We start from the raw sequence: 12046 nt of genomic DNA on the forward strand, positions 1-12046 counted from the left end.
CGCCGGCCAGAGCATGGTGCCGGGCCCGCGGCGGCGCAAGGGTTGTGAGGCCGCGCGGGCGCGGCTACCCTGGCCGGGCATGCCGCGGATCTTCGTCGCCCAGACCCTCGTCGACACATGGCTGTCGACCGGGACCGTGTCCCTCGAGCAGGACCTCCTGCGCGTGTCCGGTCCCCCGTCGGTCGATCTCTTCATCAACCCCGCGGTATGGTTCGAGCGCATCGACGGCGGCGAGGCCGATCCTCATGACGTCGTCGGGCGCGTGAAGACGTCGCAAGAGCTGGCGCAGATGGGCGCCGACCACTACGAGAGCTCGGTCGTGATGGGCGACTACGCGTACACCGTGAAGCCGGGCTTCATCGCCACGGTGGTCGACGCCCGCGGCTCCGAGGTCCGCCTCGACGGGCCGACGTGGGGCCGGCTCATGCAACAGATCGAGGACCTCGGCGCGTCGTCCGACAGTTAGGCCCCATGCTCGTCCTCTTCATCCTCGCTTCGCTCGCCTACGGGGCCGCGATCTTCGCGTACGCGCTCGACCCGCCCGCGAGCGAGGCGCGCGCAGATGCGCTGCATCGCGAGACGCGCGCGGGGATCTTGCTGGCGATCGCGGCGGCGCTGCACGTGGGTTGCATCGGCGCGCAATGCGTCGCCGGCGAGCACCCGTTCAGCTCGGTGTTCCTGGCGACCAGCTTCGGCGCGCTCATCGCGGTGGTCGGCGGCCTGGTGGTCGGACGGATCCGCCGGGCGGCGACGCTCGGCGCGATCGTGGCGCCGGTCGGGCTGCTCGGGCTCTCGATCGGCGTGATGTTCGGAGCGGCGAGCGTGCACGACCCGCTGCCGGCGCCGACCAGCGCGCTGGCGAAGGCGCACATCGGCCTGGCGACGGCGGGCCTCGGCGGGTTCACGATCGCGGCGGGCATCGCCGCGCTTTACCTGACGATGGACCGGCGACTGCGGCTGAAACGCTGGAAGCCCCAGCCTGGCGGCCTGTCGCTCACCGGCCTCGAGCGCCTGCACTACCATGCTGTGATGCTGGTCGTGCCGGTGCTGACGCTGACGATCGTCACCGGGGTGCTGTGGACGGTCAAGTCGGGCGGCGTGGCGGCGATCGGCGGGCGCTGGATCGAGGTGGTGATGGCGGCGGCGGCGTGGCTGTGCGGCGCGGCGATCCTGGTGATGCGCGCGACGATGGGGCTGCGCGGGCGCAAGTCGGCGCTGCTCACCCTGGCCGCGTTCGCGTGCACGCTGCTCGTGCTGGTCTGGTACGGGGTGCGGGCATGACGGAGCTCGTGGCGGTCGGGCTCAATCACAAGACAGCCCCGGTCGAGCTCCGCGAGCGCCTGGCCTTTGGGACAGGTGACGTCGCGGCCGCGCTGTCGGCCCTGCGCGAGCGCGCGGGCCTCGGCGAGGTGATGATCGTGTCGACCTGCAACCGCGTCGAGGTCTACGCGGTCGCGCCGCACTGGGCCCGCGCCGGCGAGCGCGTGCTGCAGGCGCTGGCCGACACGCGCGCGGTGCCGCTGCCCGAGCTGGTGGCACACACGTTCGTGCGCGGCGAACGAGCGGCGGCGAGTCACATCTGTCGCGTGGCGGCCAGCCTCGAGAGCATGGTGGTCGGCGAGCCGCAGATCCTGGGCCAGGTGAAGGACGCGTTCGAGCTGGCGCAGCGCGAGGGCACCGTCGGCGGGGTGCTCGACCGCTGCCTCGGGACGGCCTTCCGCGCGGCCAAGCGGGTCCGCAGCGAGACCGAGGTGGCCCGCGGGGCGGCGAGCGTGCCGTCGGTGGCGGTCGACCTGGCGCGATCGATCTTCGGCGAGCTCACCGGCAGCGGCGCGTTGCTGGTGGGCGCCGGCGAGATGGCGTCGCAGGCCGGCGTGCACCTCAAGGCGGCCGGCGTGGCCGAGATCGCGGTGGTCAACCGCAGCGAGGCCCGCGGGCGCGCCCTGGCGGACGAGCTTTCAGCCCGCTTCGCGCCGTGGGACAGCCTCGACGCCGAGCTGCGCCGCGCCGACATCGTGGTGACGAGCACCGGGGCGCAGCGGCCGGTGATCGACCGCGCGCTGCTGCGACCGGTGATGAAGGTCCGCCGCGGCAAGCCGATCTTCTTCGTCGACATCGCGGTGCCCCGAGACGTCGAGCCGGAGGTGGCGCGTCTCGAACAGGTGTTCCTCTACAACATCGACGACCTGCAAGGGATCGTGCACGACAACATGCGGGCCCGGGCAGCCGAGGCGGACCGCGCGGGGTCGCTGGTGGAGGAGGAGGTCGGCGAGTTCGTGGCCTGGCAACGGGCGCGGGCGATCGGGCCGATCGTGCAGGCGCTGCAGCAGCACGCGCGGGCGATCGCGGAGGCGGAGCTCGGCCGGATCCGCGGCAAGCTGCAAGGGCTGGCGCCGGAGCAGCAGAAGGCCGTGGAGGCGCTGGCCAACGGGATCGTGCAGAAGCTGCTGCACAAGCCGATGACGGCGCTGCGCCAGGCCGCGGTGGGCGAGGGCGGCGAGGCCGACCTGGCCGGGGCGGTGCAGCAGCTGTTCGGGCTCGAGGTGCCGTCGGCGACCGCAGCGGCGGCAGCACTGCTGAAGCCCGAGCTCGTGCGCGAGTGACGAGGGCCGGGCGCCGCGACGGGCGCGCTTGAAGCGAGGGACATGTCCCGAGGAGAATGTCCTGGGGGGCATGTCCCTGAGGACATGCCCGTGCGGACATGTCCCTCAGGTCTTGTGGGCCAGGGCGGCGAGCACGGCGTCGGCGCCGAGGCGGAGCAGGAGCTCGGCGACCCCTCAGGGCTTGTGGGCGAGCGCGGCGAGTACGGCGTCGGCGCGGAGCGGAGCAGGAGCTCGGCGAGCCTCAGGTCTTGTGGGCGAGCGCGGCGAGCACGGCGTCGGCGCCGAGGCGGAGCAGGAGCTCGGCGACGGCGGTGCCGAGGTCGGCGGCGTCGGCGGGCGGACCGACGCGGGCGGCGGTGAAGCAGGGGCGGCCGCTCGGGTCGGTGATGACGCCGCGGACGTGCAGGAGCTCGCCCTGCAGCTCGGCGTGGCAGCCCATCGGGACCTGGCAGCCGCCGTCGAGGCGGGCGAGGAAGGAGCGCTCGGCGGCGGCGACGGTGGCGGCGTGGGCGTCGTTCAGCGGGGCGACGAGGGCGCGCACGCGGTCGTCGTCGGCGCGGCTCTCGAGCGCGAGGATCCCCTGGCAGGCGGCCGGACAGAACTGTTCGGGGTCGAGGCGAGCGTCGATGCGCTCGCTCAGGCCGAGGCGGACGAGGCCGGCGGTGGCGAGCAGGATGGCGTCGTAGTCGCCGGCGTCGAGCTTGCGCAGGCGGGTGGGCACGTTGCCGCGCAGCGGGCGGATCTGCAGGCCAGGGTGGAGGCGCAGGGCCAGGGCGCCGCGGCGCAGGCTGGTGGTCCCGAGCGCGGCACCGGCGGGCAAGGACTGGATCGAGAGGTCGCTCGGGGCCTGTCCTTCGGGACAGAGAGCGGCGCGCAGGGCAGGGCCGAGGACGAGGGCGTCGCGGGCGTCCTCCCGCGGCGGGGTACAGACGATGGCGAGGCCGGGGTGCAGGCGCCCGGGCAGGTCCTTCATGCTGTGGACGGCGAGGTCGACTTCACCGGCGGCGAGTCGCTCCTCGATGGCGTTGACGAACAGACCCTTGCCGCCGATCTGGTTGAGCGGGCGGTCCTGGATCCGGTCGCCCTCGGTGGTGATGTGCACGAGCTCGACGGCGAGGCCGTCGCCCCAGACGGCGCGCAGCCGGTCGCGGATGTGGTGGGCTTGCCACAGCGCCAGCTCGGAGGCGCGAGTGCCGATCCGCAGCGGACGATCGAGGTCGGGCTTGGTCGAGGCGGTCATGCCGGGCGGGGATGATAGCGCCTGCGCTCGCACGGGCGCCACCGGGGTCGGGCGCCCGGCCCCGGGGGCTCCGAGGGCCGGGGTCGGGCGGCGGGTGTCATCGAGGCGAGCAGGGCCGCGCGAACGGCGAGCGCGCCGCCCTGGTGGCCGTCGACCTCGCACGCGGGGGATGCCGGCAATCCGTGACGGCGCTCGGGATCGATGAGGGGTCAGGCCTCGTGGCGTGCGTTGCCTTGGTGCGCAGTCGGTCGCGAGGCATGCTGGCCTCGGAGACCGGAGGCGGGCGGCAAGCAGTGCCCGCTCGGCGCAGGTCCGGCGAGAGGACGAGGACGATGATCCGCGTGATGTACTGGTGGAAGGTCGAGCCGGGCCAGGAAGATGCGTTCGCGGCGGCGTGGTCGCAGGTGACGCGGTGGATCCGGGAGCATAAACCGGGCGCTCGCGGCAGCTTGCTGCTGCGCAGCGCCGAGGACCCGCACGAGTTCGTGGCGATCGCCCGCTGGACCAGCCGCGAGGCGTGGGAGGCGTCGCCGCAGCTGGATGACGCCGAGATGCAGGTGCATCGGCAGACGATGCGGACGACGGCGGAACGCTCGCGCCCGGCCGTGTTCTTCGAGGAGGTGGCCGACCTGACGGTCAGCGACGAGGAGCGGGCAGGCGAGGCTTGAGGCGTGCCGGCGCTTCGCACGGCGCGGCGGGCACGTGGGAGACGCCTGGCGACAGGGACATGTCGCTGAGGACATAAACCGAAGGACATGCCCATACGGGCATGTCCTCGAAAACATGTCCTTCAGCGCTTGTCGGCCGGCGGGTCTTCGGGGGCGCCGCCGAGGCGGAACACGATCTCGCCGCGGATCTGGTCGGTCTCGACCCAGCCGATCGCCCGTGAGTCGCAGCAGGCGCCCTCGTCGCGGTTGTCGGCGACGAGCAGGTAGCCGTCGGCGGGCATCTCGTAGGGGCCGCCGTCGGCGGGCACGCCCATGCCGGGCCAGGCGTCGGGGCCGGCGGTGCTGGCGAGGACCTGATAGCGGCGATCGCCGATGATCTCGAAGGAGGTCGGGCGCCCGTTGGGCACGCCGGGGCCGTCGCCGGGCTTGTGCGCGAGCGGCTCGCCGTTGACGGCGAGGCCGAGGGCGCCGCGCGGATCGCCGAAGGTGACGGCGTCGCCGGGGAGGGCGAGGATCCGCGCGACCCGCAGGCTGCGCGGCGGCGGTCGCCCGGCGACGCCGCTGCGCCGCTGGACCTTCTCCCACTCGTCGTCGAGGCCGAGCTCCTTGGCGTCGACGACGGCGGTGTTGCGCAGGCGATCGCGGGTGCCGGGCACGCGCGGACGCGCGTCGGGCAGGGGCCGCTCGCCGGGCAGCTCCTGCACGGGCGAGGGCTCGGGCGGCGGCGGCGGCGGCGTGGGGTCGTAGACGACGAGGTCGCCGCGGTCGAGGCCCCAGGTGCCGCGCACGAACAGGACGTGATCGCCGCTGCGGAGGTTGGGCGCCATGCCGTCGCCGTGGATCTCGACGACGGTGGCGAAGCTGCAGCGCAGCATCAAGAGAGCGGCGCCACCGACGAGCACGCCCCAGGCGAGCCGCGTCGGCCAGGTGCGATCCGGCGGCGCGGGGTAGTCGTCAGGCTCTGGTTCGCGGCGAAACAACATGCGAGGCGCGGAGCTGTTCGCTCAGCGCGGCGACATCTTGCTCGACCCGGGCGGGCGGACCAAAGAAGACGCCGATCCCGGCGAGGGCCCGCGCGCCGGCGGCGAGGCAGGCGGCGGCGGTGGCCGGACCGACGCCGCCGAGGGCGACGAGGCAGGCGGCGGGCTCGGCGGCCCAGGCGCGCAGACCGTCGAGGCCGATCGGTCGCTTGCTGCCGAGCGGAGCGCCGGGCTGGGCGGTGGTCGGCGGGAAGACGGGGGCGACGAGGGTGTAGTCGACGAGGTGGTGGCCGGGCTGTGGGGGGCCGTGCACGGCCCGGCCGAGCAGGCCGGGCAGGCGCGGGCGCAGCTCGGCGAGGCGGACGAGCGAGGGGTCGCCGCGCAGGTGGAGGCCGTCGACGTCGGGCAGGCCGGCGGCGCGTAGGGCGTGCTCGGGATCGACGGCGAGCAGGATCGGGATCGCGCGCTCGCGGCAGCGGCGGACGACAGCGGCGAGGCGGCCGGCCGGATCGAGCAGAGCCTCCGGCGCGGCGCCAGGCTCGCGCAGGAGGACGGCCAGCGCGAGGTCGCCGGCACCGGCGCGCCAGCACCCGACGAGCTCGGGATCGACGGGGCCGGTCGGCGGGGTGATGGCGAGCAGATGGAAGGGCGGGGTCACGAGGACGCGCGCGCGTTCACTCGATCATGCCCGCCGTCGGGCTCGAGGCGCTGCCGATCACGCGCGTGGGCATGCGGCCGGCGCGGAAGGCCTTGCGACCGGCGACGATGCCGTCGCGCATGGCCTCGGCCATGAGCAAGGGGACCTGGGCGTGGGCCACGGCGGTGTTCATGAGCACGGCGGTGCAGCCGAGCTCCATGGCGATCGCGGCGTCGCTGGCGGTGCCGACGCCGGCGTCGACGATGACCGGGATCTTGGCCTGCTCGATGATGAGGCGGATGTTGTGCGGGTTGCGGATCCCGAGGCCGCTGCCGATCGGCGCCGCGAGCGGCATGACGGCGGCGCAGCCCATCGCCTCGAGCTTGCGGCAGACGATCGGATCGTCGGTGCAGTAAGGAAGGACGACGAAGCCCTCGTCGAGGAGGATCTTGGCGGCCTTGAGGGTCTCTTCGTTGTCGGGCAGGAGCGTGCGCGGGTCGCCGATGACCTCGAGCTTGACGAGGTCGGCGATGCCGAGCTCGCGCGCGAGGCGGAGCGTGCGAACGGCGTCGTCGGCGGTGTAGCAGCCGGCGGTGTTCGGCAGCAGCGTGTAGCGGCTGCGATCGATCCACGACAGCAGGTTGTCCTTGACCTTGAGGTCGACGCGGCGCAGCGCGACCGTCACGATCTCGGCGCCGCTGGCGGCCAGGCAGGCGCGCGTCTCCTCGGCGTCCTTGTACTTGCCGGTGCCGATGATGAGGCGCGAGGTCAGGGTCCGACCGGCGAGGGTCCAGGTGTCGTGTGTATCGCTCAATTTCAGCCTCCGCCGACGAAGGTGACCACCTCGAGCCGGTCACCGTCGACCAGCTCGATCTGTGCGTAGGTGGCCCGTGGCACGATCTCTCGGTTGCGTTCGACCGCTACCTGCCGCGGATCCAGACCCAGCGAGGCGACCAGCGCCGCGACCGTGGTCCCGGGCGCGAACGGGTGGGGCTCGCCGTTGAGCACGAGGGTCGGCACGGGCGGAAAGGTACAACGAACCGGGGGTGCGACGAGATGGCGCCATGTGCGCCGGCACGACATGGATCACAGCGTTGCCCAATTCACTCACCTGTGGCGATCGTGCAACAGGTACCCAGGGGCGCGATGATCGCCGTATTTTTGGAAGACTAATGGAAAATCAATGAGTTAGGCGTTTGACGCGCCGTGCCGGCGTTTGGCCCGCTTTGTGCTCACTCCCACAAGTATGCACGTTGAGTCGGAATCCCGCCGTCCGAGCATCCCCCTGGAACGCATGGAAGCCCAGGATATCCTGTCCTGCGTCGAGCCCTTCACCGCTGCCCGCCCCGCCGAGTTGGAGGTGCTGGGGCGCACGGCCGTACGAGTCCGAAAGACGCCCGCCAGCATCCTCTGCCACGATGGGCAGCCGGCTGACGGCCTTTATATCGTGCTCCGTGGACGCATCAACCTGGTCCGCGCCGTCGATGGCAACCGCGACCTGATCCTGTCGAGCCTCGGGCCCGGCGAAGTGTTCGGCGAGAACTGCGCGATGCCCGGGATGGTGATGTCGACCACCGCCGTCGCCGCGGTGCAGAGCGAGATGCTGCGGATCCCCGGCGAGGCGCTCAGCGAGCACCTCCGGCGCGAGCCCGAGACCGTGGTCCGCTTGATGCGGATGCAGTACGAGAAGCTCCGCGAGGTCGAGGCGGTGGCGAGCGGCCTGGCGCTGTGTGACGTGGAGCAGCGGCTGCGCCGCACGCTCGCTCGCCTGGCGCGTCGGCAGGGCCGCCGCAACCCGGCGAGCGCCGGCTGGATCCTCGCGCCGGTGCCGACGCAGTCGGAGCTCGCGCGCATGGTCGGCTCGTGTCGTGAGACCGTGTCCCGCACGCTCAGCGCGATGGCCCGCAACGGCCTCGTCAGCGGCAGCGGCCGGCGCATGATCCTCAACGACAGCCTCGTCAACGAGACGCCCTGAAGCCCGCGGAATGTCGGCGAGGCCGGGCGCGTTGGGGGACGCGCCCGATGCCACGTTCCCCGACTCCTCGTGCTAACTTCGGGCCCGTGGCTTATTCCGGGCCTGATCGTCGGGTCGCCGACCGCAGGCAAGCGCCGATCGTCGAAGTCCGGCCGACTTATGCGTATGTCGACGCCGGCGCGATGGTCCACAACCTGCGCACCGTGCAGGCGGCCGTCGGTCCGCGCTGCCGCGTGCTCGCGGTGGTCAAGGCCGACGGCTACGGCCACGGCGCGATCGAGGCGGCCCGCACGTTCGTCGACGCCGGCGCGTGGGGCTGCGCGGTCAGCCTGGTCGAGGAGGGCGTCGAGCTGCGCCAGGCCGAGATCCGCGCGCCGGTGCTGGTGCTCGGCGGGGTCCATCCGGGCTCCGAAGACGTGATCGTGCACCGCTCGCTGACGCCGGTGGTGTGGGCCCGCGAGCACCTGCAGCTGCTGTCCGCCGCGGTCCGTCGCAGCGGGGCGCCGCCGCTGCCGATCCACCTGAAGATCGACACGGGCATGTCGCGGCTCGGCGCGCTGCCCGGCCAGCTGCCGGAGTTCCTCGACTGGCTCGAGGGCGAGGACGGGCAGCACGTGCGGCTCGAAGGCGTGATGACCCACTTCGCCTGCGCCGACGAGCCGGACGACGTGACGAGCCCGCGCCAGCTCGAGTCGTTCCGCGACAGCCTGGCGGCGCTGGCCAGCCGCGGGTTCCACCCGCCGATCCGCCACGTGTGCAACAGCGCGGGGCTGGTCCGCCTGCCGCACGCGCACTTCGACATGGTGCGCCCGGGCGTGGCGATCTACGGGGCGGCGTCGAGCCGCGAGGTCGAGCTGCCGGGGTTGAAGATGGCGATGAGCGTGCACTCGCGGATCCTCGGCATCCGCGAGCTGCCGGCCGGCGCGCGGGTGTCGTACGGGCACCGCATGGAGCTGACGCGGCCGTCGCGGCTCGGCATCGTCCCGGTCGGCTACGCCGACGGCTACCCGCGGCGCATGAGCGGGCAGGCGCAGGTGCTGGTCCGCGGGCACCGCTGTCGGGTGGTCGGCAACATCACGATGGACGTGTCGATGATCGACGTGACCGACCTGCCCGACGCCCGCGAGGGCGAGCGCGTGACGCTGCTCGGGGCCCAGGGGCGCGACCGCATCGACGCCTACGAGCTGGCGCGTTGGGCTGATGTCATCCCGTACGAGATCCTGTGCGGGATCTCGAAGCGGGTGCCGCGGCGGGGGTAGCGGAGCTTCGGGACATGTCGCGCAGGACATGTCCGTTCGGACAATGACGAAGGGACATGCTCTTTCGAGCATGTCCCTTGAGATAGCGACCAGCCCCGGGCTCAGTTGCCGGCGGGCGGGGGCGCGGAGGTGGTCGGCGGCTGGCTGCTGGCCGGGGGCTCGCCGCCGGCGGGCGGGGGCGCTCCGGCCTCGTTGCAGTCCTCGGAGCCGACGTAGTCCGGGTGGCATGGGTCGCTGATGTCCTGCACCTTGGGCGCCGCGGCGCCGCCGGTCTGGCTGACCGGCTTCGACCAGTTCACCTCGGTCTTGGCGAAGGTATTGGTGTTGCCGGCGTCGAAGATCTGCTCCTCGTTGACGTAGCTGTAGAGGTAGCGCTGGTCGGTGGCGAACAGGGCGGTGATCGTCGACTGCTTCTTGACCTCGTGGCTGCCGCTCGAGGTGGTGGTGATCTCGGTCTCGTCGGTGTCGGTGATGAGCCGCGCGACGGTGATCGGCGGCTCGCCGGTCTGATAGAAGCCGTCGACCTTGCTGGTGACGGTGCCCTCGGAGTAGCGGCCGAGCTTGCCCTTGCGGCCGCGCTTCTTGTCGTCCTTCCAGGTGTCGCCGGCCTTGAGCGGGCGCGCGGGGACGGTGAGGAAGGCGGTCTCGAGGGCGTCCAGGGCCTGCTGGAGGACGACGCGGAGCTCGGCCGAGAGGTCCTCGGGGAGCTCGGGCATGTGGAGGATCTTGCCGGTGTCGTCGACGCTGAAGTCGACCTCGAGGCCCTGCAGCTGCTGGCCGGCGGTCCGGTTGAACTCGGCGACGCTGATCGGGAAGCTCGGCGGGAGGCTCCACTTGATCTGGACGGCGCTGAAGCGGGCAGTGACGGCGGTGCCGCCGTGGGCCTCGTCGGCGCCGCGCACGGTCAGCGTGAGATCGAAGCTGAAGCTCTGGGAGGAGCTGGTGGCGCTGGTGGCGGCGCGGATGGTGGCGCTGCGGCGCACGCTGCCCTGGTAGACCTGGCCCGCGGTGAGGTCGTAGCGCAGCGTGATGCCCTCGGCCGGCGCCTCGACCTTGGTGAGGCCGGGGCCGGTCTTGCACCCGGGCAGCGACGGAGCGGCACAGAGGACGAAGGCGAGGAGCCAGCGAGGGGCGCGAACCATGGCCCGGAACATACGCGGGCGCGTATCGCACGGTCAACCGGCGGCGATCCGACGCCTCAGCCGCCCGCAGCCGCGGCCGGGACGAAATCCGCCGTGGCTGCAGCAGCTTCGGCCCGGCGCTCGTCGGCCTCCTCCAGCCTGCGCTTCTCCTCCTCGGGGTCGGGCGGGCCGATCGGCCGCTCCTGAAAGAAGGCCTGATCGGGCGGGAGGCTCGAGTCGCGGACGTGGACGACGACGCTGCGCTCGAGGTCGGCGGGCAGGTAACCAGTCCAGCCGGCCGGCAGCGCGGGGGCGACCCACTCGAACAGCCAGCGGGCGTCGAGCGGGGCGAGGTTGACGCAGCCGTGGCTGCGCCGCTTGCCGAACTGGTCGTGCCAGTAGGCGCCGTGGAGCGCGTTGTGACCCTGGAAGAGCATGACCCAAGGGACATGTTCGACCATGTACGGGTTGTCCTCGTAGTCCTGGTTGGCCATGGTCATGCTGGCGACCTTGGCCCAGATCGGGTAGTTGCCCTTCGGGGTCGGCGAACCCTTGCCCGAGCTGACGAGGGTGACGTAGACCGGCCGCGCGCCGCGGTAGGCGACGAGGACCTGCTCGCCGAGGTCGATGTCGATCCACTGGTCGTCGCCGCTGGCGAGCCGGTTGTCGCGCAGGGCACCTTCGGGGATCGGCGTGAACACGACCTCGTTGAGGTTCTTGGCCTGGACCCATCGACCCTCGCCGATCTTCCACCAGCGCGCGGGGTCGGCCTCACCTGACTCTTCGAGCAGGTCGACACGCTCGCGCAGGCCGAGAGTGCCGACCTGGGCGGCCTTGAGATCGGGCTCGGCGAGCACGGGGGTCTTGTCGCGCGAGGACCAGGCGAAGGCAGGGCCGACGCCGGCGTCGCCGGCGAGGAAGACGCCGCGCCAGGCCGAGCCCTGACCGAGCCAGCCGACCGCGGACTTGCTGACGAGCGCGCCGTCGACGGTCTCGACGTAGGCGCCGCCGTCGACCTCGAGGGTGCGCGCGACGGCGAGGTTCATGCCCTCGCTCAGGCTGCGCGCGGCGACGCCGGTGCGCACGCCGTCGACGCCGCGGTACATGAGGGCGCCGTCCTCGCGGACCTTGGTGTAGTCGAAGGGCAGGCGACGCTCGCCACGCATGCGGTCGGCGAGCGCGTGGCCGACGGTCGGCTGGTCGCGCGCGGGTTTGACGTGCTCCGAACAGACGTAGCCGAACGGATAGACGGCGTACCACGGCTTGCCCTTGCAGCCGCTGCTGTCACGGCTGGCGATCTGCCCCCGCACGACCAAACGTGTCCCTTTGGACATGGTGGCGATCCGCTTGCTCGGCGCCCACGGGCGGGTGCGAATGCCGGTCTCGGGCCAGTGAGTCTCGACGATCGCGGCGGGCGCCGCGTCGACCTTGATGCCCTCGCGCGCCTCGTCCACGGGCTCGAGGCGGCCGAGCGCGGCGAGGGTGCGGAGGGCGGTCCAGGCGACGAGGAGCTGCACGGCGAGACGCTACCACGGCCGCGCAGGCGGACCGCAAAGTCGACCA

Annotated in this window: 13 protein-coding genes; 6 read left to right on the plus strand and 7 right to left on the minus strand. The window is 72.6% G+C overall.

Annotation, left to right across the window (positions count from 1 at the left end; all coding sequences use genetic code 11):
* Positions 1–79 precede the first annotated feature (79 nt).
* From POL25_RS38790 to hemA, 3 genes are read left to right on the plus strand one after another with little or no spacing between them, the layout of a single operon-like run.
* Positions 80–466: a hypothetical protein gene (locus POL25_RS38790; protein WP_272091442.1), complete on the plus strand. Its 387-nt coding sequence runs from the start codon at positions 80–82 to the stop codon at positions 464–466.
* Between the two features lie 5 nt (positions 467–471).
* Positions 472–1281 (plus strand): cytochrome c biogenesis protein CcsA, encoded by an 810-nt coding sequence (ccsA, locus tag POL25_RS38795; RefSeq protein WP_272091443.1) that lies wholly within the window; start codon positions 472–474, stop codon positions 1279–1281.
* Entirely contained in the window at positions 1278–2603 is a 1326-nt protein-coding gene (gene hemA, locus POL25_RS38800; protein WP_272091444.1) for a glutamyl-tRNA reductase, read from the plus strand. Before ccsA ends, hemA begins: the two co-directional genes overlap by 4 nt.
* 241 nt (positions 2604–2844) lie before the next feature.
* Here the strand turns inward: hemA and hemC are convergent, their stop codons facing one another.
* Entirely contained in the window at positions 2845–3843 is a 999-nt protein-coding gene (gene hemC / locus POL25_RS38805) for a hydroxymethylbilane synthase (protein WP_272091445.1), read from the minus strand.
* A gap of 332 nt (positions 3844–4175) precedes the next feature.
* On the opposite strand from hemC, the gene POL25_RS38810 reads away from it, so the two are divergent.
* Positions 4176–4511, plus strand: coding sequence for an antibiotic biosynthesis monooxygenase family protein (locus POL25_RS38810; protein WP_272091446.1), 336 nt, complete (start codon positions 4176–4178; stop codon positions 4509–4511).
* A gap of 122 nt (positions 4512–4633) precedes the next feature.
* Here the strand turns inward: POL25_RS38810 and POL25_RS38815 are convergent, their stop codons facing one another.
* The 4 genes from POL25_RS38815 to thiS are packed head-to-tail and all read right to left on the minus strand — an operon-like array spanning position 4634 to position 7148.
* Complete coding sequence (locus POL25_RS38815; RefSeq protein ID WP_272091447.1) at positions 4634–5494, minus strand: S26 family signal peptidase; 861 nt, start codon at positions 5492–5494, stop codon at positions 4634–4636.
* Positions 5466–6149, minus strand: a complete 684-nt coding sequence (locus POL25_RS38820; RefSeq protein WP_272091448.1) for a thiamine phosphate synthase — start codon at positions 6147–6149, stop codon at positions 5466–5468. The genes POL25_RS38815 and POL25_RS38820 overlap by 29 nt, the downstream gene beginning before the upstream one ends.
* 16 nt (positions 6150–6165) lie before the next feature.
* Positions 6166–6942 carry a thiazole synthase gene (locus POL25_RS38825; RefSeq protein ID WP_272091449.1) on the minus strand — a complete coding sequence of 259 codons (777 nt, stop codon included), beginning with the start codon at positions 6940–6942 and terminating at the stop codon, positions 6166–6168.
* Between the two features lie 2 nt (positions 6943–6944).
* A complete protein-coding gene (gene thiS, locus POL25_RS38830) occupies positions 6945–7148 on the minus strand; it encodes a sulfur carrier protein ThiS (protein WP_272091450.1) in 204 nt (67 codons plus the stop codon).
* A 274-nt stretch (positions 7149–7422) separates the two neighbouring features.
* Between thiS and POL25_RS38835 the strand changes: the two genes are divergently transcribed.
* Positions 7423–8103, plus strand: a complete 681-nt coding sequence (locus POL25_RS38835; protein ID WP_272091451.1) for a Crp/Fnr family transcriptional regulator — start codon at positions 7423–7425, stop codon at positions 8101–8103.
* An 86-nt stretch (positions 8104–8189) separates the two neighbouring features.
* On the plus strand, positions 8190–9362 hold the full coding sequence (gene alr / locus POL25_RS38840; protein WP_272091452.1) for an alanine racemase: 1173 nt from the start codon (positions 8190–8192) through the stop codon (positions 9360–9362).
* 101 nt (positions 9363–9463) lie between these two features.
* Here alr and POL25_RS38845 read toward each other — a convergent pair whose 3' ends face one another.
* Both POL25_RS38845 and POL25_RS38850 read right to left on the minus strand, forming a co-directional pair.
* Positions 9464–10504: a hypothetical protein gene (locus POL25_RS38845; protein ID WP_272091453.1), complete on the minus strand. Its 1041-nt coding sequence runs from the start codon at positions 10502–10504 to the stop codon at positions 9464–9466.
* Between the two features lie 56 nt (positions 10505–10560).
* On the minus strand, positions 10561–12000 hold the full coding sequence (locus tag POL25_RS38850) for a L,D-transpeptidase (RefSeq protein WP_272091454.1): 1440 nt from the start codon (positions 11998–12000) through the stop codon (positions 10561–10563).
* Between the last annotated feature and the right edge of the window lie 46 nt (positions 12001–12046).

This window comes from Nannocystis bainbridge (assembly GCF_028368995.1).
Taxonomy (GTDB): Bacteria; Myxococcota_A; Polyangia; order Nannocystales; family Nannocystaceae; genus Nannocystis; species Nannocystis bainbridge.